Raw genomic sequence first — 26696 nt, forward strand, 5'->3', positions numbered from 1 at the left:
AATGAAATACCCGAAGGCCGCGGAGGCATTTGACCGATTACTAGTGATGATGGATGACCTGCGGGAGAAATGCCCTTGGGACAAGAAGCAGACACTGGAGTCTTTGCGCCATTTAACCATCGAGGAAACTTACGAGCTTTCGGATGCGATCATGGAAAATGATCTGACCGAGATTCGCAAAGAAATAGGGGACCTTTTCCTTCATTTAGTATTTTACAGCAAAATAGGCTCAGAAAAAGGGGCTTTCGATGTGACCGACGTTTTGAACGGGTTATGCGAAAAACTCATCGGCCGCCATCCGCATATTTATGGGGATGTTATAGCCGAAACGGAGGAACAGGTAAAGCAGAATTGGGAAGCATTAAAACTGAAAGAAGGAAACAAATCCGTTTTAGGCGGAGTTCCAGGTTCATTGCCAGCTTTAGTGAAGGCGATGCGTATACAGGAAAAGGCACGCGGTGCAGGTTTTGACTGGGAGGAGAAAGAGCAGGTTTGGGAGAAAGTGGAGGAGGAGCTGGGCGAATTCAAAGAGACTTTTGTGGGCAAAGAATTAGACGAGGCCGCGAAGGCGGAGGCAGAAGGCGAGCTAGGGGATTTGATCTTTAGCTTAGTGAACTTTGCTCGATTCATCGATATTAATCCGGAGACGGCGGTCGAGCGGACGAATAAGAAATTCATCAAACGCTTCCAGCACCTCGAAAAGCGCGCGGCGGAGAATGGCCAGGCGCTTTCCGATATGACTTTGGCAGAAATGGATATCTACTGGAACGAGGCGAAAACGCTTTAGTTCACACTAAATTGATAGGCAGTCTTCGTTTTATAAGTCTCTCCTGTACGTAAAACCGTACTAGGAAAAGCTGGCTGATTAGGCGAATCCGGGAAATGTTCCGTCTCTAAACATAGGCCGTGGCGCTTCGTAATCTGCACCCCGTATTTCCCAGTCAAATGTCCATCTAGGAAATTCCCCGTATAAAACTGAACTCCGGGCTGATCCGTAGAAACCACCATCTTTCTTCCCGAAATAGGCTCCACGACGGTCGCGATTTTTGCATAAGTTCCCAAAGGCTTATCCAAAGCCCAGCAATGGTCATAGCCTCCGCCTAAGGCAATCTGCTCTGAGGAGGTATCGTTAATGCGATCCCCCACCACGTGAGGTTTCGTGAAATCAAAAGGCGTTCCAGCTACTGGGGTCAGTACGCCCGTCGGAATCAACACCTTATTCACAGCAACTAAACGAGACGCATCGATCTGCATTTCTTGATTCAAAATATCGCGTTTCGCATTTCCGCTCAAATTAAAATAGGAGTGATTGCTCAGGTTCAATACCGTCGCTTTATCCGTGGTCGCCTCGTAGGCGATGCTGATTTCATTATCCTCCGATAAGGTGTAGGTCATTTTTACGCTCAGATTTCCGGGGAATCCTTCTTCCATGTCTTTAGAAACATAAGATAAGGTTAAGCTTTGCGCGGAGGCAGCTTCCACTTTCCATACCTTCTTATCGAAGCCGATCAATCCACCGTGCAGGTGTTGGCCGTTGTTTTGGGCTGCGAGCGTGTACTCTTTGCCATCTAGTGTGAATTTCCCGTTTGCGATGCGGTTTCCAAACCTGCCCACGATCGCTCCGAAATAGGGAGTGTCTTTAATGTATTCTGCCAAAGTTTCAAACCCCAGCACCACGTCTTCGATTTTTCCACTGCGATCCGGTGTTAAGATTTTTTGGATAATGCCCCCGTAATTCATGATCCGAACTTCCATTCCATGGGAGTTTTTCAAAGTATATAAGGTAACAGACTCGCCCGCAGGCGTTTGGCCGAATGGTGTTCCGGGATTAGGCATAGCAAATAGGTTTTGGGACAAGAAAAAAAGGGCTAAAAAGCAATATTTCATAGGTTAAGCAGGTTTGTGTGTTCAATTTACCACAAAAGATGGAAAATAAAATTATTCTTCGTAGCTTTGCACCCCAAATTAAAAATTGTTTCAAACTAAAATTCAACAGGTTAGCCCAGCTTGTTGATGTAGGCGAAAGCCAAAAGGGCACTCATTTATGTCAAAAGTAAAAAAAGATTTCGACTGGGATTTAGTTGAAGGAAAAGGTTTCGGCGGTAATTATACAGCGGATCAAAAAGAAAAAATGGAGGCTGCTATCGAAGCAACCTTGAACTCGGTCACAGAGAAGGAAGTAGTGAAAGGTATTGTGGTAAGCAAGACTGACCGGGAAGTAATCATTAACATTGGATTCAAATCTGATGGTTTAGTATCTGCTTCAGAATTCCGCGATATGCCGGATTTGAAAGCTGGTGACGAGGTTGAAGTATACATCGAGAACCAAGAAGACGCAAACGGACAATTAACGTTGTCACGTAAGTTAGCTAAGGTGATGGGTGCATGGACGAACATCGAGAAAGCATTAGAAGAAGATACGATCATCAATGGTTTCGTTAAGCGCCGTACAAAAGGTGGTTTAATCGTAGACATCTTTGGAATCGAGGCATTCTTACCTGGTTCTCAAATTGATGTGAAGCCTATCCGTGACTTCGATATTTTCGTAGGCAAAAACATGGAGGTTAAGGTGGTTAAAATCAACCACACAAATGACAACGTAGTTGTATCTCACAAAGTATTAATCGAGAAAGATCTAGAGGCGCAACGTCAAACGATCTTAACGAACTTAGATAAAGGTCAAGTACTAGAAGGTGTGATCAAAAACATGACTAATTTCGGTGTGTTCATCGATTTAGGTGGTGTAGATGGTTTACTTCACATCACAGATATCTCATGGGGTCGTATCAACCACCCACAAGAGGTATTGAAATTGGATCAAAAAATCCAAGTGGTGGTATTAGACTTCGACGAAAACAAAAAACGTATCTCTTTAGGTATGAAGCAATTACAAGCGCACCCTTGGGAGGCTTTAGCTGTTACAACGGAAGTAGGTACGAAAGTAAAAGGTAAAATCGTTAACGTAGCTGATTACGGTGCTTTCTTAGAAGTATTGCCAGGCGTTGAAGGTTTAATCCACGTGTCTGAGATGTCATGGTCTCAACACTTACGTAACCCACAAGATTTCTTGAAGGTAGGCGATGAAATGGAAGCAGTAGTGTTAACATTAGATCGTTCTGAGCGCAAGATGTCATTAGGTATCAAGCAATTAACAGAAGATCCTTGGACTAAGACTGATTTATTAGCGAAATACGCGATCGGTACGAAGCACAAGGGAACTGTTCGTAACTTAACTAACTTCGGTTTATTCCTTGAGTTAGAAGAAGGAATCGACGGTTTAGTTCACGTTTCTGATTTGTCTTGGACTAAGAAAATCAAACACCCATCTGAATTCGTTAAAGTAGGTGATTCTTTAGATGTGATTGTTATCGAATTAGACGCGGATAACCGTCGTTTAGCTTTAGGTCACAAGCAATTAGAGGAAAACCCTTGGGATACATTTGAAAGTGTGTTCACTTTAGGTTCTACACAAAAAGCTACCATCATTTCTAAGAACGACAAGTTCGGTGTATTAGAATTGCCATACGGTATCGAAGGACTTGCGCCTTTGAAGCAGTTAACTAAGGCAGATGAGTCAGTGGCTGAGGTAGGTGAGGCGTTAGACTTCGTGGTAACAGAATTCCACAAGGAAGAGCGTAAGATCATCTTATCTCACACACGTACCTTCACTGCAGCTACGGCTGAAGAAGTAGCGGCTGATGCTGCTGCGGCGAAACCAGAGAAGAAAAAAGCAACGAAGTCAGCTGAAAACAAGCCAGCGACTGCAACAGCTGAGAAATCGACTATGGGCGATATCGGTGCATTATCTGCTTTAAAAGAGCAAATGGAAGGCGCTGAGAGAGAACAAGCGATTAAAAAATTGGAGAAAAAATCCAAAAAGGCTGAATAATAACATTCACCTGTTCTATACGGAAAGGGGTTAGCGAAAGCTGACCCCTTTTTTTGTTTTCTAAATTTTTTTTCCAAACTTACATCCAATCATTAAATCCTATCTAACATGAGTAATAATTCAAGACGGAACTTCCTGCAAAAAGCGGGTTTAGCCGCAGCCAGCTTCTACATTGTACCTCGCCATGTTTTGGGCAAAGGCTACACTGCTCCTTCAGACAAATTAAATATCATGGGTATCGGTGGTGGCGGAAAAGGCTACAGTGATATCATGAACTCGTACAACAAAGGAGCTGAAAATATTGTCGCTATCGTCGATGTTGATGATCGCCAAATCGTTCGTATCAAGAACGATCTTCCTAAAGCAAATATTTACCGCGATTTCCGTGCTGCCCTAGATAAAGAGGGTAGCAACGTGGACGCAGTTATCGTGTCTACACCGGATCACACCCACGCAACGATTGCGATGGAGGCGATGCGTCGTAAGAAACACGTATATGTTCAAAAACCCTTAACGCATGATATCTACGAGGCTCGTATCCTAGGAGAGAAAGCGCGCGAGATGCAAGTAGTCACTCAAATGGGTAACCAAGGTTCATCCGGCGACGGCGTTCGTAAGATGATGGAATGGTTCGATGGCGGTGCGATCGGAAAAGTAAAAGAAGTATATGTTTGGACAAATCGTCCCGTATGGCCACAAGGAATCGCTTATCCTGCCGCTGGATCTCCAGCGCCGGCAGAGTTAGATTGGGATCTTTGGTTGGGACCTGCGAAATATAGAGAGTATAACCCGGCTTTACTTCCATTCAAATGGAGAGGTTGGTGGGATTATGGTACAGGTGCCTTAGGCGATATGGGATGTCACTTATTAGACCCTCCTTTCAAAGTTTTAGGTATCCGTGACGCGATCGACGTAGAATGTTCAGTGGGTTCTGTCTTCTTGCAAGATTGGACGCCGGAATACATTCCACAGGGATGTCCTCCTAGCTCGATGGTGACTTTACACTATGGTCCTTCGAAGAAGAATAATTCACCGGTGAAATTAACGTGGTTTGATGGAGGCCTTCGGGCACCACATCCAGATGGAATTCCGGCGACAGAAATGATCGGGGATGCAGATGGCTCTAATGGAGTAATCTTAATCGGATCTAAAGGAATCATGACTTGTGGTACCTATGGTTTAAATCCAAAAGTTTACAAAAACGGAGCTCGCGTAGACGAATCTGAACTTCCTAAAGCAAGCTTAGCGCGTGTGAAAGGGGCAGACAACGGTCACAATACGCAGTGGGTAGAGGCTTGTAAGGCTGGTTTTGGCAAGATGGAAGTAAGTTCTCCATTCGATTATGCTGCGCCATTTACGGAATCTGTTTTAATGGGTAACATCGCCATTCGTACGTACATGTTACGCGAAGGCGAAGGTCGCAATGCGAAGTATGTGGGTCGCCAAAAACTGGAGTGGGATGCAGCTAACATGCGCATCACGAACTTCGATGCGGCAAACCAATTCGTTAGACGCGAATACCGCAACGGCTGGACCTTATAATAAGTTTTAACTGGTTTTATTTGAAAAGACGGGACGCTCTCCCGTCTTTTTTTTATTTTTGTGCTATGAATTTAACCGCAACCACACCTGCATCAGAAGTCTTCGCGCAAGTCGAGGCGTATATCATCTCTCGAGGCTATACGATTATTGACAAAGATCACAACCGCCCTTGGGGAGGTTTCTTCGTATTAGACGAAAGTCAGGCCGCGAAGTTTGCCGCCCAATTCTTTCCACAGCTTTCGATGGATGCCATTCAGATTACCCAAAAGCTGAGCCCTAAGTTCTTAGTCGTGGCCCCTTCCATGCGTTTGTCTTGGCAATACCATTTCCGCAGAGCGGAAGTGTGGACCGTGAATTCTGGTCCGGTAGGTGTTGTCATCTCCGAAACGGATGAGCAATCTGCTCCAGGCGTTTATCAAGAGGGTGAATTAATCACGTTGCCTACCGGCATGCGTCACCGTTTAGTCGGTTTAGACAACTGGGGTGTAGTGACGGAGATTTGGCAGCATACGGATGTGGAGAACCCATCGGATGAGTCGGATATCGTCCGCTTGCAGGATGATTTTGGCCGTTAAACCAATTTAATCATCCGGTAATCTAAAAATAATACAAGAAAACTTTGTAGTCTCTGAAAGTTTCCATAGTTTTGCTTCCCAATAAATCAAGGGGATTAGCAAATGAAATCGCGTATTCTAGAAAAAGGAACTGAATTATTTTTTCGCTACGGTGTCAAGATCGTAACGATGGATTCCATTGCGAGCGATTTAGGCATTTCTAAAAAAACAATATATCAACATTTCCCGGATAAAGATTCCATGGTTTTTGAAGTCGTAAAAACCTTTATTGAACAGGATGATATTAAATGGGAGGAGCTAGATAGGCTGTATCCAAACGTGATCGAAAAGATTTTTAAGTCATTCGAGATGACGAAGGATTTATTCACCCAAATGAATCCCCGCCTTTTATACGAGATTCAAAAGTACTTCCCGAACGCTTATCAACTATTTAAAGAGCATGGAGAAAAATGCATTCACAAAAACCTAATCGCGGACTTTAAAAAAGGAGCGCAATTCGGGTATTTCAGAAATGATATTGATTTCGAATTATTAGCCCGCTTGCGTATGGCCGAAGTTGATTTGGCATTTAATCCAGACTTTTATCCTAACAATAAATTATCCTTGTATGATACTCAACTAACATTGATGGATATTTTCATGCGCGGAATTTTGACCGAAAAAGGTTTAACACTTTATACTTCTTACCAAAACAATTTAATTTTATGATCCGCCTAAGAAACATTTATGCCGGTCTATTTTTACTGACTTCCCTAGCCGCTAATGCGCAGACCTTCAGCCTAAAACAGGCCGTGGACTATGCCATCACGCATCAGGTACAGGTAAAAAATAGCCAAATCGACTTGCAGAATGCAAGTGCAAAGATCAACGAGATCAAAGCAATAGGCTTACCACAAGTCAATGGTTCTCTTGCTCTAACAAACAACCTGATCTTGCAACGTGTATTCATCCCAGCAAGAATTTTTAATCCTGCTGCGGCGGAGGGAGAATTGATTGCAGCGAAATTTGGGGTAGATAATTCTGGATTTGCGAACGTGGGTTTGAGCCAATTAGTATTTGATGGCTCCTATTTATTAGGCTTGAAGGCTTCTTCCGTATACAAGGATTTAGCCGTGAAGTCAGTGACGCAGTCGAAACAACAGGTAGCGGAGAATGTAACGAAGGCTTATTTTGGGATTTTGGTAAATGAAAAGCGCATCGGTTTGTTGCGCTTGAATGTGGCCCGCCTAGATACGCTTTTAAAAGAGACGCGCGCTTTAAATCAACAAGGTTTTGTGGAAAAAATCGATGTGCAACGTTTAGATGTACAAGCGAACAATTTACGTACAGAAGTGGAGAACGTGAATCGCCTGCAAGAATTGAGCTATTCCCTATTGAAATTCCAAATGGGCTATCCAATGGAAGAACCTATCGTAATAACTGAGAGCTTAGAGAAAATTGAATTAGCGACATTTAACACGAACGCGGCGGGCGAGTTTAGCTATGCGAATCGCATCGAATATTCCATCTTGCAAACACAGGAAAACCTAGCGGAATTAGATCTAAAGAGCATCAAAGCTGGGTACATGCCCCGCTTACTATTGAATGCAAACTACGGTTATAACGCAGGAGCAAATGCATTCAGCGATTTGGTTAATAAACCATGGTTCGACAATGCGGCCATTACGATGTCTTTGCAGATCCCTATTTTCGACGGATTCTCTAAGAAATACAAGGCGGTTCAATCTGCTAACAACTTACAAAAGGTGCGCCAGTCGTATGGTTTGCTTAAGTCGTCTATCGACTTGCAACGCACACAGGCGAGCATTACCATGAAGAACGCTTTGGAATCCATGAAAGAGCAAAAAGCGAACCTAGATTTAGCTAACGAAATCTCGCGTGTGACACGTGTGAAATACCAACAAGGCGTAGGATCAAACCTAGAGGTATTGAATGCGGAATCATCGATTAAAGAATCTCAAGCAAATTATTTTACGGCATTATATAATGCGTTGATTGCCAAAGTAGAAGTAGAAAAAGCAAACGGTACACTATACATAGACTAACAGAAACATGAAAAAAATAGCCCTCCTCCTAAGTGGAATCATTTTATTCGCGGCATGCGGATCGAAAGATAAAAAACAAGAATTAGCTGACTTAAAGAGTCAGGAAAAAGAAATTCAGGCAAAAATTGCGACTCTTGAAAAAGAGGTTGGCAAGCCTGAGGATAAAGCTGCTGCGAAAGTGATCACGGTGAGCGTGAGTCCTTTAGTCGCTCAAAACTTCCAGCACTTCGTAGAGGCGCAAGGAAATGTCATAGCGGAAAACACGGTTTTAGTAAGCCCACAAACGGGTGGTGTGATTATCAGCTTGCCCGTAGTGGTGGGTCAATCCGTTTCAAAGGGACAGTTGATCGCGACTTTGGACAATAACATCTTAAAAGAGTCATTAGAAGAGGTTCGCCAACAATTATCTTTAGCGAAGACCATCTTCACGAAGCAGAAAGCGCTTTGGGATCAACAGATCGGTACGGAAATTCAGTTTTTGAGCGCGAAGTCGAACATGGAGTCTTTAGAGAAAAGAATCATCACGCTAAAAGCACAATTAGCCTTATCTCGCGTAACGGCTCCTATCTCGGGAACGATCGAATTAGTTCGCCAAAAAGCGGGTGAAATGGGTGCTCCCGGTGTACCTATCGTTCAAATCGTGAACTTAGGTAACTTGAAAATCTCCGCTAAAATCGCTGACTCCTATGTAGGAACCGTGAAGCAAGGCGACGAGATCAGCATCAAATTCCCTGATTTAGACAAGGAATTAAAGGCCCGCATCTCTATGGTTTCTAAAATCGTCAATCCATTAACACGTACATTCGACATCGAAGCACGCATCCCGAACGCAGGTGGCGATTTAAAGCCAAACTTGCTAGCGGTGATTAACATCAACGATACCTCGAAGAAGAACGCGATTGTGATCAGCGAAAATATCATCCAAAAGACCGAAAAAGGAGATTTAGTGTACGTGGCTGTGGAAGAGAACGGCAAGAAAGTAGCTCGTGCGCGTCAAGTGACTATCGGTTTAACTTATAACGGTCAAGCCGAGATCACTAGCGGTCTGAAAGCAGGCGAAGCCATCATTGTTCAAGGATTTCAAGATTTAGTGGATGGTACAGCCATCTCCTTCTAAGTAGAAAATGGAAAAAAATATCAAAAATGAGCAATTGCCAGAAGGCAAAGGCTTGATCTATAACATGGTGGGCTGGTTAGCCCAAAACCGTACGACGGTTTACATCTTTACCTTCATCATTTTTGTGGCGGGGATGGGAATCTATTCGAATCTTCCTAAGGAGCAATTTCCGGACATCGTGGTGCCACAAATGGTTATCCAAACGGTCTACGCTGGAACTACTCCCTCTGATATCGAGAACACGATCAATAAGCCGATCGAGAAGCAAATCAAATCCATCACAGGTGTAAAGCGTGTGAAATCGAATGCCTTGCAGGATATTTCCGTAATCATCGTCGAATTTAATACCGATGTCACCGTGCCCGTCGCTAAGCAGCGGACGCAAGATGCGGTGGATAAAGCGATTGCTGATTTGCCCAAAGATTTAACCCGCGAGCCTTCCGTGGCTGAGGTCAACTTCTCCGAATTCCCTATCATGAACATCAACATCGCCGGCGATTATCCGCTGGATAAGTTGAAGAAATATGCGGAGGATTTACAAGATGAGATCGAGGGAATGCCGGAAATTAACCGCGTGGACATCATCGGAGCTTTGAAGAGAGAGATCCAAATCAACCTGGATTTGTATAAAATGAAAAGCTATGGTTTGACATTCTATGACATTCAATCAGCTGTACAAGGCGAAAACGTGAACATCTCCGGTGGAGATTTAGCGGTGGATGGTGTACGTCGTTCGTTACGTGTCACAGGAGAATTTAAGTCGATAGATCAATTAGCTAACTTAATGGTCGGTTCTTCTACTGGTGCACGCGTTCGATTAAAAGACGTGGCTGAAGTAAAAGACAGCTACGAAGAGAAGCAAGATTTTGCGCGTTTGAACAATAAGTCGGTGATTACTTTAAATGTGATCAAACGTAGCGGGGCGAACTTGATTATGGCGGCAGATCGCATTGAAAAGACAATCGATGAGTTCAAAGAAACGCGCTTCCCAGCGGGATTAACCGTAACTACCACAGCCGATCAATCGGAGCGTACGCGAGGTGAATTAGCTGATTTAATTAATACGGTAGTCCTAGGTTTCCTCTTTGTGGTGATCGTATTAATGTTCTTTATGGGCGTTAGAGATGCCGTGTTTGTGGGCCTTTCCGTGCCATTATCGGCCTTGTTGACCTTCTTGTTCATGCCTTCGCTGGACTTCAGCTTAAATACTATCGTTCTTTTCGGTTTCCTTTTAGGCTTAGGTATTGTGGTGGATGATGCGATTGTGGTCATCGAGAACGCGCACCGTTTGTTCAATAATTTCAAAAAATTAACGATTACGGAGTCGGTGAAATTAGCCGCTTCGGAGGTATTTGTTCCCGTATTGTCCGGAACATTAACGACGATTTCGCCTTTCTTGCCTTTATTATTCTGGCCAGGAATCGTAGGGGAATTTATGAAATACTTGCCTATCACGTTGATCATTACGCTTTTTGCGTCACTTTTTGTGGCGTATGTGATGAACCCGGTATTCGCAATTACATTCATGAAGCGTCATGATGAAGAGGCGAATGATGTGAAGAATCCGACGTTCTCGGACATCCGTCGCACCGTTTTCATCTTGTTGAGTTTAGCCGTTTTCGGTTATGTGATGGGCTTCGGCTTGGGTCACTTTGGCTTTGGAAACTTCCTGGTTTTATGTCTACTCTTGTATGTGTTGAATCACTTTGTGATCACTCCGAAGTTAATCGTGCCATTCCAAGAGACTACCTTACCTAACTTTAAGACGAATTACCGTAAGTTAATTTCGTGGGTTTTAACAGGCATGCGTCCCATTTATGCGACTATTGCGGCCTTCTTCTTGTTGGTCTTTACGATCGCATTGATGGGTGTGGTGAAGCCTAAGGTGGTTTTCTTTCCTTTTGGTGATCCGGATTATATTTATATTTATGCCAAAAACCCGATCGGTACAGATGCGGTCGTGACCGATTCCGTGACGAAAGTGATAGAGAAGCGGGTTTCTACCTTTATTCAAAAACAAGGTTATGGCAAAATTGTGAATTCGATCATTTCGAACGTAGGAAAAAACGCCGGAGATCCGATGCAACCGGACCGTGGCGCCACTCCGCATAAGAGTAAGGTGACGATCGCGTTTGAGAAATTACAATTACGAGATGGCATTAAAACCGGTGATGTTTTAACGGAGATTCAGGCAGATTTTGCCAAAAGTCCACTTCCAGGTGTCGAGCTTGCTATCGAACGCGAGCGCAACGGACCACCTACTGGTAAGCCTATTTCAATTGAAATCGCGGGGGATGAATTCGCTGTTTTGCAAGATTTAGAGAAAAAGGTACGAGCTTCGATCACGAAAGCAGGTATCCAAGGTATTCAAGAATTGAAATCTGACCTGGTAACAAACAAGCCCGAAATCATCATCGACGTGAACCGCGAAAAAGCGTCCCGCGAGGGCATCTCTTCCGCACAGGTAGCGATGGCGGTACGTACCGGTTTATTCGGATCAGAAATCTCTAAATTCCGCGATGTAAAAGATGAATATCCAATTCAGTTGCGTTTAAAAGGAGATTCTCGTAACCAAACAGAGAAGCTTTTGCAAATGAATATCACCTTCCGCGACATGAATATGGGTGGTGCCTTGCGCCAAGTTCCTTTGAATTCGATCGCAGATATTCATTATGCCACTTCCTTCAGCCAAATCAACCGTAAAGACCAAGAGCGTATTATTACCCTGGGTTCTGATGTGATTCAAGGCTATAATGCGAATGAAATCGTGGGAGAATTAACCACGCTTTTCGAAGAGATCGACATTCCTCAGGGATACAAAATTCGCATGGGCGGTGAGCAAGAGGACCAAAAAGAATCCGGCGCCTTCTTAGCCGTGGCTTTCTTAGCGGCTTTGGTTTTAATCTACTTAATTCTAGCAACGCAGTTTAACTCTGCGGTGAAACCTTTAATCATCTTCGCAACGATCTTGTTATCGTTAATCGGGGTCTTATTAGGCTTCATGGCATTCGGGATGACTTTCTCCGTGATTATGTCCGGCGTAGGTATCATCGCACTGGCAGGTATCGTAGTGAAAAATGGTATTCTTTTGATCGAATTCATTGAGGAACTTCGCTTCAAGCGCGGTTATGACTTGAAGGAGGCGATCATCGAAGGTGGTGGAATTCGTTTAACTCCGGTATTGTTGACGGCTTCGGCGGCGGTATTGGGATTGATTCCTTTAGCCTTAGGCTTAAGTATCGACTTCGTTACCCTATTCACCGAATTAGATCCGCATATTTTCATCGGTTCTGATTCCGCGGCATTCTGGGGAATTTTAGCCTGGACGATCATCTTCGGATTAACGTTCTCTACCGTTTTAACCCTTGTAATCGTTCCCTGTATGTATTACATCTCGGAGCGCATCAAGCAAAAATGGTTTACTAAGACTGTGTAATTTATATTGGGTTCAAGGTTGCAAAAACCCCTGGGCGTAGGTCTAGGGGTTTTTTGATTTAGCTAAATGTGTTGCACCCTCCGGACTCCCTCCCTCCGGACTCTCTCCCTCCGGACTTCGGACTTCCCTACCCCCACAGCCCATTTGCTTTTAAGCCCATCTTCCACTAATTTACCCTTTCAAAATCAACACTATGAAAAAATTATTCCTTCTACTCATTCTTCCGTTGCTAACGAATGCGCAGGATCGTCCCTATGGTAAAGTTTGGGCGACTCGCTCACAAGCCATTGCCCAAAACGGGATGGCAGCTACGTCCCATCCATTGTCTACTCAGGCTGCACTTGATGTGTTAAAAGCCGGTGGAAATGCGATCGATGCGGCCATTGCAGCGAATGCCATGGAAGGTGTGGTGGAGCCACATGTGAACGGAATTGGAGGGGATTTGTTTGCGATTGTTTGGGATGCGAAAACGAAGAAATTATATGGTATAAATGGATCGGGGAGGTCGCCAAAATCTTTGACTTTGGCCGAATTCAAAAAACGGGGTCTGACACACATTCCGTCGCTGGGTCCTTTGCCTATTAGCGTGCCTGGTTGCGTGGATGCCTGGTTCGAGTTGCATAAGAAATTCGGTTCGATGCCGATGGATAAGGTATTAGAAAAAGCCGTTTCGTATGCGCGCAATGGATTTCCGGTGCACGGTGAATTAGCGTCAGCAATGGCTCGTGTGCCAGCGGCTTATGGTAAGTTTCCGAATGTCGCGAATCACTATTATCCGAATGGAAAACCGCCGGTAGAGGGGGATATTTTCAAGAATCCGAACCTAGCGAATACCTTGGAAAAAATTGGAAAAGAGGGGCGCGATGCGTTTTATAAAGGGGATTTGGCGCGGACGATGGACGCGTTTATGAAGAAGAATGGCGGGTTTTTGAGCTATGACGATTTAGCGACGCACACCTCGACGTGGGTGGAGCCGGTTTCGGTGAATTACCGCGGATATGATGTGTGGGAATTGCCGCCGAATAGCCAGGGGATCGCGGCTTTGCAGATGTTGACGATTTTAGAGGGTTATGATTTCTCTAAAATTAAATTAGGTTCAGCGGAGCATGTGCACTTGTTTACAGAGGCCAAAAAACTCGCTTTCGAAGATCGCGCGAAATATTATGCGGATCCTGAGTTTGCCAAAATTCCAGTAGCGGAATTAATTTCGGAAGGGTACGGCGCGAAGCGCCGGGCGTTGATTAATCCGAACCGCGCGGGTCGCCATTACGAGGCGGGGAATCCGGCTTTGAAAGAGGGCGACACGATCTACCTAACGGTGGCGGATAAGGATGGCAATATGGTTTCGTTGATTCAGAGTAATTATAGAGGTTTTGGTTCAGGCATGATGCCGGATGGTTTAGGTTTTATGTTTCAAGACCGCGGGGAATTATACAATTTAAAAGAGGGCGAAAACAATACGTATGCGCCAGGAAAAAGACCTTTCCAAACGATCATTCCGGCGTTTATGACGAAGGATGGTCAGCCGGTAATGAGCTTTGGCGTAATGGGTGGCGCGTACCAACCGATGGGACATGTGCAGATTGTGATGAATGTGGTGGATTTTGGTATGAATGTACAAGAAGCAGGAGATTACCCACGGATGAATCACGAAGGATCTTCAGAACCTACGGGCGAAACAATGGAAACCACCGGTGGTACGATTACCTTAGAACACGGTTATCCGTATGAGGTCATTCGCGAATTATTGCAAAAAGGGCATCAGGTAGGCTACATGAATGGTATTTATGGTGGCTACCAATGCATTATGTACGACCCAGTTCGGAAGGTGTATTTCGGCGCAACCGAATCTAGAAAAGACGGACAAGCAACGGGATATTAAGATGTTTGCAAGCCGCATTTTCACGGGCCACGAATGGCTAGAAAACAAAGAAATTTCCCTAGAAAATGGTCGCATTTCGGCCATTTCGGAAGGCCAAGGTGCGGCGTCTGAAAACTTCCTCGTTCCAGGTTTCATCGACTTGCAAATTTACGGCGGCGGCGGAATTCTATTCTCAAATAACCAAACGACGGAGTCCATTCAAGCGACTTTCAACGAGCATCACAAAACGGGAACGGTCGCCTTACAAATCACCCTAAACTGCTCACCAGCTGCCTCCATGTGGAAAGCAATCGAAGCCTATAAAAACTATTCAGGTCCTGGACTGGTGGGTTTACACCTGGAAGGGCCCTTTTTCAACCCCATAAAAAAAGGAGCTCATAACGAGGCATTTGTCCAAAAACCTAGTCTTGCCTTTCTCGAAGAACTAATTGCACGCACCCAAGGTATTCCTACCTATCTGACGATCGCACCGGAAATGTTCAGCGCTGAGGAACTTTCTTTATTAATGCGCAGTCACATCATGTGCTCCCTAGGGCACAGCGACGCCACCTATAAACAAGCGATGGATGCCATTAATCAAGGCGTTAGCCGGATCACGCATCTATTCAACGCGATGTCACAATGGACATCACGAGCGCTGGGATTAGTGGGTGCGAGCTTCGATTCCGATGCTTGGACGAGCATCATTGCGGATGGATTGCACTGCGATTTTAAATCGCTGCAGCTGGCTTATCGACTGAAAAAGGGGCGTTTATTTTTAATCACCGATGCGGTGACGAATGATGTTTCTGGCCCCTATTCTTTTCAGGCCAAAGAAGGTCGCTTCACTAACCAGGCTGGGATACTTTCAGGCTCCTCTTTAACGATGATCGAGGCCATTCAAAACTGTGTTCAGCAAGCCGGGATTCCTTTAGAAGAGGCCTTACGAATGGCGACCGTTTATCCAGCAGAGGTAGCGAATTTAAACGAATTAGGCAGTATTGAGGTGGGGAAGAGGGCTTGCTTTGTCGAGTTGAATTCGGCGCTGAACGTACAGCAGGTTTGGTACGATGGAAAAGCCTTGTTAAATTAGGCTATGATTTCATTTCCTTCTAAGCAGCCACAGGTTCAGACGACGATTTTTACCAAAATGTCAGCCATGGCACTCGAGCACGGTGCCTTAAATCTTTCCCAAGGTTTTCCGGGTTTCGATTGTGCGCCTGCTTTGCAAGAACTTCTTCAACACTATTCTAAAGGCTTTAACCAATATGCCCCTATGGCCGGCGTTCCTGCTTTGCGTCAGTCTCTCGCGGAAAAAACGTCGTCTTTTTATGCTATTCCGGTGGATACGGAATCTGAAGTTACCATCGTTTCTGGGGCCACAGAGGCTATTTTTGCGGCCATTCATTGCTGTGTTTCGCCTGGAGATGAGGTCATCATGTTCGACCCTAGCTACGACGCCTACGATCCGATTGTTCGTTTAGCTGGCGGAATTCCCATTCATATTCCTTTGAAGGCATCGCAAAATTTTGCCATCGATTGGGACGAATTAGCTTCGAAAATTACATCTCGAACGCGCGCGATTATGGTGAATAGTCCGCATAATCCGACGGGGGCAGTTTGGTCGACGGAGGATCTGGATGCCTTTGCAGAAATCGTCAAAGGAACCAATATCTTAATCGTGTCTGATGAGGTTTACGAGCATATTGTGTTTGATGGTGCACAGCATGCAAGCGTATTATTGCATCCGGAGTTACGAAAGCGCAGTTTTGTGTGTGGGTCTTTTGGCAAAACGTATCATATCACCGGCTGGAAAATAGGTTATTGCCTTGCTCCGGCTTTCCTAACTTCAGAATTCCGTAAACTACACCAGTGGGTCACCTTTTCGAGTGCGACGCCTTTGCAATATGCCTTAGCGGATTACCTAAAAGAGCCCGCTCATTACCTCGGTTTGTCTGATTTTTACCAAAAAAAGCGCGACTTATTCGCCTCCCAATTCAGCGGAACTAAGTGGAAAGTCCTTCCAAGTGCGGGAAGTTTCTTCCAATGCCTCGAATATTCGGCCATTTCAACCGAAAAAGATGTGGATTTAGCCGATCGACTAACGCGCGAAATCAAAGTGGCATCCATCCCCGTCTCGGTCTTCTACGCAACCGATCCAGGCGATAAAATCCTGCGTTTCTGCTTCGCAAAAGAAGATGATATGCTGGTGGAAGCGGCGAAGCGATTAGTTCAAATACTTTAACGCAATTTCCTCCCCCAACTGCTCTAAAATCTCAGCGGCGCGCGCGATGGAGTCATCAGCATCTTTAGCGCGGGAAGAGATGGTGAAGACTTCGTTTTCGTCTAAGAAAATGGGAAAGTTCGCGGAGCTTTCGAAAGCTCCAGAGACCAAAATAGTTTGTTTGAATACTTTGTCGCAGCGTTTAATCACTTCAGAAACAACTTTGCCGCCCCAGGTGGAAGCATCAATCTTGCCTTCACCAGTGATAATAAAATCTGCCTTTAATAGGGCGCGGTTAAAGTGAACTTTGTCCATCACCCAGCTAGAACCCGAGACAAGCTGTGCATTTAAGAAGTAGCGAGCGCCAGCTCCTAGTCCGCCAGCGGCGCCGGCGCCTTCTTCAGATGCAATAGATCCGAAGAAGGATGCTATATTATTTAGACCTTTATCTAATTGTTTAATTACTGCCGCGCTAGCACCTTTTTGAGCGGCGAAAACGTGGGCTGCACCAGCAGGTCCAGCGAGTGGGTTCGTCACGTCGGTGACTACAGTGAAGGTGCAGGTTTCCGCGAGCGAAAGTGCTGAAATAGACGAGATGTGAATCAAATTCTCCCCTATTGCATCCAATGGAGCACCTGTTGCGTCTAAAAATTTCCAACCTAGTGCTGCGGCCATCCCGATACCGGCATCATTCGTAGCAGAGCCTCCGATGGTGAGAATGATTTGGGTGGCGCCGCGAGCGAGAGCATCCGCAATAAATACGCCTGTTCCGAAAGTGCTCATTTTTAAAGGCTTACGTTCTTTTACCGCTAAAAGGGCAAGGCCGGAGGCACGAGCCATTTCGATGTAAGCGGTTTTTTGGTCGGCTAAATACAAATAATCGGCCTTTATGGGTCGCAGTAAAGGATCGAAAGTGTCTACTGAAATCCAGGCGCCGCCGTGTAATTGTTGAATGACTTCGAGGGTTCCTTCGCCGCCGTCGGCTAGGGGCATTTTAGTGAAAATGGTCTTAGGACGACGTTTTTTTATGCCCTTTTCTAAGGCTTCACAGACTTGTGAGGCGGATAGAGATCCTTTGAATTTATCAGGCGATATTAATACGTGCACGGCGATGGTTTTATGTCGCAATTTACCGACAATTCCTTAAATTTAAACCATGAGAATATTGACAACATTTGGCCTAGCCCTTTTATTATTCACAGCCTGTACGAAACAGCCCGAATTAACGGGTTTAGATCTGGAGGCATTTAAGCAGGATCGAGGAGGGTGCAAAGGTTCACGGGAGAAACAGGTCGACTGGCTGAAGACGCATAAAATGACTTGGAAGGGGGTGAGCTCGAATGATTTGGAAGATATTCTAGGCAAGCCAGATATTCAACAATTAGCGGATCGGAATCAGGAGTATTATGTATATTTCTTAGAAGAAGGCCCTCATTGTGAAGCCATTAAAAATCCGTCCAAAGCGCGTACCATGGCATTTCGCTTCAGCGCAATGGGCCTAACAACCGAGATTACGTTTCAACAAGGCTTGCCTTGATGTTCAAAAAGAATTTCAAAATAGTGGGGTTTATTTCATAGCCCCGTATACCATGTTTTCAATTTTCTCTTGGTAATCGCCATGCGAATTAGGCGTGTGCTGCGACATAATCAAGACGATCAGTTTCTCCTTCGGGTCTGCCCAATAGGTCGTGCCATAGTAGCCGCCCCAAGAGAAGGATCCTTTATTACGCATCGTGCGATTCGCCGACTTTTCGCCTACCAGCATAAATCCCAAGCCGAAGGAATCGTCGCCCAATGGATAGTTCGGGCTGATCATTAATTCTGCCGTGCGACGGCCTATGATCTGCTTTCCGTTGTATTTCCCGCCATTTAAAATGCATTGCAAGAAGATCGCATAGTCGAAAGCAGTCGATGAAAGTCCTGCACCGCCGGAGAAGAAGCTCTTCTTGAATAAGGGGTAATTCGGGTTAATGCCGCGGAAAGTGGGCGACCAGGTGATGATTTTGTTCTGCTCGTTTTCGGTGTAAACCGTAGGCAAGCGAGATCCTTTATCCGCTGGCAAATTGAAATAGGTGTCTTTCATGCCTAATGGGATGAAGACGTGATTCGTTAAGTAGCCTTCCAAAGTTTCGCCGCTAATCACCTCAATCAAACAGCCTAATACGTCCGTATTCAACCCGTACGTGAATTTATCGCCGGGATTGTGGATTAATGGTAGGGTTCCTAGCTTCGTGATCGCTTGCAATAAAGTGACTCCGTTGTCTCCTAAACCGGATGGCACACCTGCTTTGGCATAGATGGCCATCATTTTATCCGAGCCAATTCCAGCATAATCTAAACCTGATGAGTGAGTCAATAAATCACGAAAAGTGATCTCCCGTTTCGCCGGTTCCGAGGTATACGTCGTATCCGCCGCGTTAAAATCCTTTAGTACACGAGGGGATTTAAAAGAGGGGATGAAGTCAGAAATGGGTTGATCCAGACGAAGTTTTCCTTGTTCGAATAATTGTAAAATGCCTAAGCTAGTCAGGGCTTTCGTCTGCGACATGATGCGGAAAATCGCGTCAGCTGGCATCGGTTTTTTACTTGCCAAATCCGCATAGCCATGCCCCTTATAATGAACCAACTGGTTATTTTTTACGATTAATGTTACGGCTCCCACTAGGTGGTTTTTCTCCACATAGGACTTCAATAAGGCGTCTATTCCTTCTAATTTTTTTAGGTCAAAGTCTGCGGTGGGCTGCACCACAGGGGATAAAACTTGCGCCGCTAGCGAGAGCGGAAGCAAGAATAATAACATCAATTTTTTCATTCGTCTGTTTTGATTTTTTGGTTAAATGGCAAGCTTAATTGGTAAGCAAAAGATTGGTCTTTGTCGTTTTCTAATACGTCTAAACCGTACTTGATTTGGTCGATCGGAGTAGCGTCGTAGGTTCCGAAAAGGCGATCCCAAAAGGCAAAGATATTTCCGTAATTCGAGTCCGTTTGTGGACGTTCGAAGTGGTGGTGCACCTTGTGCATGTTAGGGGAGATGATGACATAAGAAAGGGCATTGTCTAACCAAAGCGGCAGACGAATGTTAGCGTGATTGAACTGGGAGAGTACGACGCTGAGGCTTTGGTACAAAAAGACAATCCACATAGGCGCGCCACAAACTAAAATCGCTAGAATCGCGAAGACTGCTCGAATCACACTTTCGCCAGGATGGTGGCGATTCGCCGTGGTCGTGTCCACCTGCGTATCCGCGTGATGCACCATGTGGAACTTCCAGAGTACCTTGATTTTATGCTCAATCAAATGAACAAGATAGGCCCCCACCAGGTCCATCAATAATAATCCCACGATTAAAAAAGCCCAGCTGGGCAACGCGAACCAATGTAAAATTCCGAAATGAGCCTCTGCAGCCCAATCGCTAGCCGCTACTAAAAGAACGGCAAAGGGAAAGTTAATCGCGATAGTCGTGAAGGTTAAAAATAGGTTCAGCTTCGCGTGCTGCCACTTATTCCCCTTAAAATTCAATAGGGGAATTCCCGTTTCAATTAACCAAAAAAGCGTAATACCTCCCGCTAATATCAGTGCGCGGTGTGCGCTGGGGATGGTAGCAAAATAGGATTCAATCATCATTTTTTAACGTTACGTAAGACATAAACAAAGTTTTTCACGGTCGGTCTTTTGTCATAAAAGTCCAAAATATAGTAATAAGTCCCATCCGGAACTTCTCCCGTCTTCTCAAACAACTCGGTGCCCTTAGATGTTTCGCCACCCCAATTGTTTTGGTAATTTTCCGTCTCATAAACCAGACTTCCGATGCGATCAAAGATCGAAATATGGTTCGGAATCGGTTTCGCTAATAGTCCTTCAAACACCAAAACATCATTTTTCCCGTCCCCGTTAGGCGAAATTCCCTGTGGCTCGAAGAAAGGACAAGGGTCCGCATCTAATCTATTTTCAATGCCGTCTCCGTCACAATCTGGCTTATACTTCAATGGATTCTCTTCGTCCTCATCGTAAATACCGTCCCCGTCCGTATCTAAGGTGCCTGCAGAAAGTACCGTCACAGTCAAGGACGTCGTACTATTACAGCCCGTGTTATTCGTCCCTTTAATCGAATACGTAGTCGTTTTTAAGGGATTCGCTATTACGACCGGCTTATCCACCACCGATAATCCGTAACGTGGTGACCAAGCAACGCGATCCGCTCCGGAAGCTGTGATGACGATACTAGACCAGCGAACTACCTCTGCGGGATTAGGCACAAAAGTTAGAACCGGGATCGGGTTAATGATAATGACCGTTCCTGAACTATAGGCCGTGCCACAAACTGGCTGAGTAATCACAGCACGGAAATATTTTGTATTAGGCAAATTCGTCGCGGTATAGCTCGAATCCTTATTCGCGATATCTGCCACTCCCACTAAGAAGTCTGGGGTATCCGCAGATTGCCATTTTGCAATGGTTCCGATGTGACCGCTGAGCTTCATTAATTGACTGTTTTTATCGCCACAGAAGGTGCCCGTTCCCGTTAATTTTCCACCTGCAATTTCTTCCGTTCGAATCGCGACGGAATTAGTAAACTCTAAACTATCCAGCGAGGATCGAGCCCCGCGTCGGTAATAATAGATCGTTTTCGAGAGTGGGGGCAAGTAGGTTTTCGCCGTTGCGCCGGGTATTTGGGTGAAACTAATGTTATCCGTACTTTGCTGCCAAATATACGTAATAGGCCTAGGTACTCCGTAGGCATCTATTTTAGACGTTAAAAGCGAAGGTTTCGCCGGATAACAGAGGGCTTGATCTGATTCGATTTCGCCAGGCCAAAGATAGGGCAAAATTACCACTGAATCTTTTTGAACCGCATTCGCCCCATTAATCGTGAAGCTAATAATCGCCGTTCCAGGAGTAATTCCCCCCGTTAAAATGGCCGTGTAGGTTCCGTTGTTATTGTTGACCACCGCAGAAACCGATCCTAAGGTCGAGGAAATCGTCACCAAACCTCCGTTTCCAGTTAAATTATTGCCTCTGGCATCTTTTAATTGGACAAAAATCGTGGAATAATCCGTCCCGTTTGCCCTGATGATTTTAGGGCTGGCGTTAATGGTAGAAGTAGCCGTATCAGAGACGTTTGGCACGGAGCCACATAGGTCGATGGTGGGTGTTTGGTCGCAGTTAAAGATGGGTTCTTTCGCATCAAAAGAAGTCCCATCGCCCATGCTACCATTAATACGGTGTCCCACATAGCAGAATTTCGAACTTCCTTCTTTTACGTAGAGCAGGGTGTGCCCGCCCATTTCGGCAAAAAGAGCTTTATCGCTTCCTTGGATAAATCCGCCGGCTAGGCCAGGATCATAGGAGCCGTTTTCAATGGGTCTGCCTAACATATTGCGGGCATTATAGCCCCAAGAATAAAAATCCCCCACCTTGGTAATGGCCGCTGCCGCTGGAACCGAATTACTGTGCTCTTGTACCGTCACGAAGATGACGTCCGTTAGAAAATCGTTAGCGGCGGCTGATTTTTTGGCCTGAACCCAATTCAAATGCACCAGATCGCGCGTGAAAGCACCACACTGATAATTTTTATTATCTCCCATGGCATAGAGATTTCCGGAATTGCTCAAGACATAATAAGTGTTATAGGAGCTCCCGCCCACGACTCCCCCAGTTAGCCCTATCATGCGAATTCCCTTCGTTTTCACATCATCCGGCAGGGTCATCTCTGTCGCATAAGACCGATAAGTTACGCCTGAGCCATCGCCTAAAAAAGTGGTTTTGCCCCAAGTATACACTTTACCGTCATTGGTTTCAGCTATCAATGCGTTAATGTTTGTATTTCCAACTTGCCCACGCACCGCTTTAACTCCCGTTAAATAGGTAGTCGCATTAATTTTTACCCGCTGCCAAACATTCGTTCCTGCCGTTCCTTGTACCGCTCCAATTCCATCCAATGCCCCCGATATATAGCCTAATACATAGACATCCCCCGATTTGCTTAATAAAACCAGGGTTCTGTACATCGCAAAAAGCATTTTAACATCAGAAGGCTCTAAACCGATAGGTAAACCGATGGAAGAAGATCCTACGGGAGGAGTTATTTGAGCAACTCCAGGGGAAGTAGTGAGTGATGGGTTAAAAAGAGAACCCACGGCACCCCAAGCAAATAAACCCGTCGAGGTCAATACGACCGCTTGATCAATAGACGTTCCTGTGTAAGAGCCTCCAATACCTGCTTTATAAATGGTTCCAGTAAGAGATGAATAATTAGACGTACTAATCTCTAACGGCGTCACCTGCCCACTTAGACCGCTAGGTGTCATATTCGCTCCCCAGATAGAATATTCCCCTGTACTTTTAATCGCTACGGAAGCGTGATAGCCACTGATTATCTTATCGTAAGGATCGTTAACGTTACATTGCGCCTTAGATGTGTGCGCGACACAAAAAAATAGGATCAGCCAGCCCCATACCCTAAAGTAAAAGTGTCTGCTAGCTGATCCCATGTATAAACCTCAATTTTAGATTTTAAAACCTAAATATAGGCTTAAAAAATTGAAATTTATTATTTGATAATTCTTATTTCAATGCGGCGGTTTAGGGTCATGCCTGCCTTCGTATCATTCGATGCCGCTGGCTTGTCTTCTCCATACGCATTCACTTGTAAGCGTGTCGCTGCGATTCCGCTTTTCACTAAGAAATTCGCTGCCCCTTGTGCTCTAAAGCGAGACGCCTTTAAGTTATTCTTCGAGGTGCCGTAAGCATCTGAGTGCCCATCGATGCGTACATTAATATCAGGACGAGCTGCTAACGCAGATGCCACAACTGTTAACTTAGCCGTAGATTCCGCAGTTAATTCCCACTTATTATTCATGTATAAAATCGTAGTCTCTGCCATCGCTTCTTGGTCTGCTTTCAACTGAGCTGCTGCTTTTACTTCCGCATCGGCCTTCGCCATTGCGTCTGCTTTTGCTTTTGCTTCTGCCTCCGCTTTCGCCATAGCTTCCGCCTTTTCTTTTGCGTCGGCTACCGCTTTCTTATCTGCGGCAATTTTAGCTAAACGATCTTGTTCCGCTGCTTCCGCTGCGGCTTTAGCTGCAGCTTCTTCGCGTGCCTTCGCAGCCTCCTCGTCCATTTTCTTCTTCGCCGCTTTCCAGCCGAAGTGGTATACTATTCCAAAAGATGTGCTGTTATTCGATCCTCGAACGGAAGCTATTTTCATGCCAGCCTCCGTAGACTGAGCCATCGGAACGGCTAAGTTCGACTGAGCGATGAAAGAAAAATCACGGGATAATTTAATGTCAATTCCTAAGCCCCCTAAAGCACTTAATTCGTAAGCATTACCTGGGAAACCTTCGTCGCGGCGGGCGAAAGCGTCTGCTCCGATTTGAAAGAACGGATTAAAAACCGAGGTCTTCTTACGAGGAATGAAAAAATAGCGCATGTTAGCGCCTGCAGAAATGAATTTGTTGTTCCAAGCACCTGGGCTAGAGAAATCCCCTTGAAAACCAGCCAGTGAGGTATAGACGATGTCTATGTTAGCCGATTTACGCTTGGTGAATTGCAAACCTAAATTTTTATAGGCGTTAAATTCGTCTTTCCCAGTTAAGCGGTTATTTGTCCATAAATCTGAAGTTCCCCCTAAAATAGCGATAGATTTATCATTTTCTTGGGCTGCGACCGTTCCACTTAAGAACAATAGACCTAGTAATATTCTTTTCATATTATTTATTTACAATTTTGTGAAATCGCGGAGCTCGCATCCGGGTAGGCTTTTGCCTTAGAACGGGCGAAACTAGCGCAGGCCTCCGCTTTCTTTCCTATTGAAAGCTGAGACATACCCGCAAAGTAAGCTGATTTTCCTGAATTATTCCCTGGGTGTTGTTCGGATTTGCCAAAATAGAACAAACTTTCCTCAAAACGCTTACCCGCATAATAACAAATTCCCACATTTTCTAGGTGTGAGAAATTGCCCGGATCTTGCTTCGAAAGCTCGATATAGACAGCAGCAGCTTGCGTATATTTTCCTTGAACAAATAGACTGTTTCCTTTGGCCGTTAAGCCGCGTAGGTCTTGGCTTCCCCCTCTTAACATTTTCGTCGTAGGGTTTAAAATAGCCGTATCCGCTGGGAATTTTTTCAGCGTCTTTTCTAATTGTGCAAGCAAGGTTTTATCTGCGCCTTGCTTCACCTCAAACATCCCTAGCAGGTATTGATTCCACGTCAGCGCGATGTCATTTTTTGCGTCTAAAGAAACCTGCAATGCGCGCTTAATCTCGTTTGTATCCTTCAATTTAGCCGACGTAAAAATGATGTTCTTATAATAACTGGACGCACGAGGCCACGCATTGAAAGCACGTTTCGCATAGAAATGAGCAGAATCTATTTTATTCAAGGACGCATAAATAGACGTCCGTAAAAAGTCATTATAATGCAAGAACGGATTGTCGTTTTCACTTTCCTTCAATATGCGAAGTGCATCATCAAAACGTTTATCGCGGATATAGTAACGCGCCATCATCGCCTTCATAGGCAAGGTGGACGAAGAAAGATTTGGAATGTCTGGTAATTTCTCCACGTCGACCGTCGCCATTTTAGGATCTGCGTTGACCTCTCCCATGACGAATTTTTGAATCTTTAAGGACTCAAAGGTTTCGTTCGCCACGTAGATGGAGGGGACTAAAAGTGCGATTCCTAAAATCAAATAGGCTACCGGCATCCCGCTTAGAGTTCTGGTGTTTTTGTCCAAAGGAATCAACACCAAAGCTGCGGCTAAAGACAGCATCGATTGCATCGCCGTCCGCTCCGCCGGGAAGTTCAATAATGCATCGACGCCATAACAAGTCACCGCTAAGAAAGCGATGATGACCATCAAAGGATCGCCGCGTTTTGTTCGCAAAAATTGAACCGTGTAATAGAGTAAAAGCAAAAACATGCCTGCGAAACTCAGTCCACCTAGTAGGCCTAAATCCGCGAACATTTCAATGAAATCATTGTGCGCGTGATACGGCACAAAAAGCTCATTCGCTACTTCGCGCTCATAAGGAATGGAGGCTAATTTCCAGTTTCCGTAGCCGGCTCCTAGGATAGGATTTTTCAACGCATAGTCTGCCGCGGTTCCCCATAAGTGAATCCGAGAGTTCTGCTCGCTAGCGATATTAATATCCCCGATACGTTTCGTTACTGTTCCATAACCTGTCTCTGTTTCTTGCCCAGCCACCGCTAATTGTAAGCGCGCGTTCGCCACGAAAATTGCCAGAACTGCTGGAAGTAAAAAGAAGAGAAGTGCCGGTTTTAGAAGCGTTCTGCTCTGCCAAGCTAGCCCCACAAAAAACAACACCGTAATCAACGCAAAGCCCACATAAGTCGACCGCGTGTTCAATAAAAAGAGCGAGAATACACCCAGGAAAAGAGCGATGATTCCAGCAATTTTGCCCAGCCATTTGGCAGACATAATCACATACATCGAAAAGGGAATCATGATGAGCAAACTAGCCGCCGTCACGTTCTTATTCCCATGGTATTTATTAATGCCTAAAATCGCCGCATCTAAATTATCCATCGTGCGCAAATTCGCAGAGAAAGCTTTCAGAATATAGATGGAATCAAAAAATAATAGCAGTGTAATTCCAAACGCAATGCCCGTGAAAAGAGTCTTCCGATCTTGCTGATAGAAAAGTATGGATAGATTTATGAAAACGAAATAGGTAGTTATTAGACGGGCCAAAGTCACCAGCGTTTCCGTCGGATTTATCGCATAAAAATAAGAGCCAATCGCCCAAAAAAGCAGAAAAGAAAACACCAGCGTAAACTTGTACGTAAACACCTGACTGATCGCCTCCGCGTATTCCTTGTAGCGAATGCCGATGTAGCCTACCAGAACTAAACTCAAACTACTCGCATACAACCACTGCGCGCCCATCACATCTGACCCTCCCATGTCCGGGATGAAGTAGACAATTAAGTAAAGCATACTGGCCAAGATGGCGATGAGGGTGGAGAGGGTTGGCTTCATGCGGTAAA

The 26696-nt window shown here is 45.1% G+C and carries 19 protein-coding genes; 12 read left to right on the top strand and 7 right to left on the bottom strand.

The annotated features are described in order from the left end of the window. Position 1 precedes the first annotated feature (1 nt). On the top strand, positions 2-787 hold the full coding sequence (mazG, locus tag ACST14_RS08720; RefSeq protein ID WP_459462652.1) for a nucleoside triphosphate pyrophosphohydrolase: 786 nt from the start codon (positions 2-4) through the stop codon (positions 785-787). Here mazG and ACST14_RS08725 read toward each other — a convergent pair. Beyond that, positions 784-1887, bottom strand: coding sequence for an aldose epimerase family protein (locus ACST14_RS08725; RefSeq protein ID WP_459462654.1), 1104 nt, complete (start codon positions 1885-1887; stop codon positions 784-786). The two genes, mazG and ACST14_RS08725, sit on opposite strands and share 4 nt — an antisense overlap. Positions 1888-2044: 157 nt before the next feature. Between ACST14_RS08725 and rpsA the strand changes: the two genes are divergently transcribed. From rpsA to ACST14_RS08775, 10 genes are all read left to right on the top strand, one after another. Beyond that, entirely contained in the window at positions 2045-3889 is a 1845-nt protein-coding gene (gene rpsA / locus ACST14_RS08730) for a 30S ribosomal protein S1 (protein WP_459462656.1), read from the top strand. A 108-nt stretch (positions 3890-3997) separates the two neighbouring features. Continuing rightward, the gene (locus ACST14_RS08735) at positions 3998-5431 is read left to right on the top strand and encodes a Gfo/Idh/MocA family protein (protein ID WP_459462658.1); all 1434 of its coding nucleotides are present in this window, start codon (positions 3998-4000) and stop codon (positions 5429-5431) included. 65 nt (positions 5432-5496) lie between these two features. Further along, positions 5497-6006: a cupin domain-containing protein gene (locus tag ACST14_RS08740; protein ID WP_459462660.1), complete on the top strand. Its 510-nt coding sequence runs from the start codon at positions 5497-5499 to the stop codon at positions 6004-6006. Positions 6007-6108: 102 nt separating this feature from the next. Next, on the top strand, positions 6109-6714 hold the full coding sequence (locus ACST14_RS08745) for a TetR/AcrR family transcriptional regulator (protein ID WP_459462662.1): 606 nt from the start codon (positions 6109-6111) through the stop codon (positions 6712-6714). Then, the gene (locus ACST14_RS08750; protein WP_459462664.1) at positions 6711-8051 is read left to right on the top strand and encodes a TolC family protein; all 1341 of its coding nucleotides are present in this window, start codon (positions 6711-6713) and stop codon (positions 8049-8051) included. Before ACST14_RS08745 ends, ACST14_RS08750 begins: the two co-directional genes overlap by 4 nt. A 7-nt stretch (positions 8052-8058) precedes the next feature. Next, positions 8059-9168, top strand: coding sequence for an efflux RND transporter periplasmic adaptor subunit (locus ACST14_RS08755; RefSeq protein ID WP_459462666.1), 1110 nt, complete (start codon positions 8059-8061; stop codon positions 9166-9168). Between the two features lie 64 nt (positions 9169-9232). Continuing rightward, positions 9233-12604, top strand: a complete 3372-nt coding sequence (locus tag ACST14_RS08760; RefSeq protein WP_459463127.1) for an efflux RND transporter permease subunit — start codon at positions 9233-9235, stop codon at positions 12602-12604. Between the two features lie 193 nt (positions 12605-12797). Then, complete coding sequence (ggt, locus tag ACST14_RS08765) at positions 12798-14486, top strand: gamma-glutamyltransferase (RefSeq protein WP_459462668.1); 1689 nt, start codon at positions 12798-12800, stop codon at positions 14484-14486. A gap of 1 nt (position 14487) precedes the next feature. Then, positions 14488-15558, top strand: coding sequence for an N-acetylglucosamine-6-phosphate deacetylase (gene nagA, locus ACST14_RS08770; protein ID WP_459462670.1), 1071 nt, complete (start codon positions 14488-14490; stop codon positions 15556-15558). 3 nt (positions 15559-15561) lie between these two features. After that, positions 15562-16710, top strand: coding sequence for a methionine aminotransferase (locus ACST14_RS08775; protein WP_459462672.1), 1149 nt, complete (start codon positions 15562-15564; stop codon positions 16708-16710). Here ACST14_RS08775 and ACST14_RS08780 read toward each other — a convergent pair. Continuing rightward, complete coding sequence (locus tag ACST14_RS08780; protein ID WP_459462674.1) at positions 16693-17796, bottom strand: glycerate kinase; 1104 nt, start codon at positions 17794-17796, stop codon at positions 16693-16695. The genes ACST14_RS08775 and ACST14_RS08780 overlap by 18 nt on opposite strands. A gap of 49 nt (positions 17797-17845) precedes the next feature. On the opposite strand from ACST14_RS08780, the gene ACST14_RS08785 reads away from it, so the two are divergent. Then, a complete protein-coding gene (locus ACST14_RS08785; protein ID WP_459462676.1) occupies positions 17846-18226 on the top strand; it encodes a hypothetical protein in 381 nt (126 codons plus the stop codon). A 30-nt stretch (positions 18227-18256) separates the two neighbouring features. Here the strand turns inward: ACST14_RS08785 and ACST14_RS08790 are convergent, their stop codons facing one another. The 5 genes from ACST14_RS08790 to ACST14_RS08810 are packed head-to-tail and all read right to left on the bottom strand — an operon-like array spanning position 18257 to position 26688. Then, entirely contained in the window at positions 18257-19501 is a 1245-nt protein-coding gene (locus ACST14_RS08790; RefSeq protein ID WP_459462678.1) for a serine hydrolase domain-containing protein, read from the bottom strand. Further along, positions 19498-20313 (bottom strand): sterol desaturase family protein, encoded by an 816-nt coding sequence (locus ACST14_RS08795; protein WP_459462680.1) that lies wholly within the window; start codon positions 20311-20313, stop codon positions 19498-19500. Before ACST14_RS08795 ends, ACST14_RS08790 begins: the two co-directional genes overlap by 4 nt. Then, positions 20310-23180 carry an invasin domain 3-containing protein gene (locus tag ACST14_RS08800; protein WP_459462682.1) on the bottom strand — a complete coding sequence of 957 codons (2871 nt, stop codon included), beginning with the start codon at positions 23178-23180 and terminating at the stop codon, positions 20310-20312. The genes ACST14_RS08795 and ACST14_RS08800 overlap by 4 nt, the downstream gene beginning before the upstream one ends. Positions 23181-23239: 59 nt before the next feature. After that, positions 23240-24397, bottom strand: a complete 1158-nt coding sequence (locus ACST14_RS08805) for an OmpA family protein (RefSeq protein ID WP_459462684.1) — start codon at positions 24395-24397, stop codon at positions 23240-23242. A 5-nt stretch (positions 24398-24402) separates the two neighbouring features. Continuing rightward, the gene (locus tag ACST14_RS08810) at positions 24403-26688 is read right to left on the bottom strand and encodes an O-antigen ligase family protein (RefSeq protein WP_459462686.1); all 2286 of its coding nucleotides are present in this window, start codon (positions 26686-26688) and stop codon (positions 24403-24405) included. Positions 26689-26696: the final 8 nt, after the last annotated feature.

The sequence above is a fragment of the Aquirufa sp. A-Brett2-15D genome (assembly GCF_054558735.1).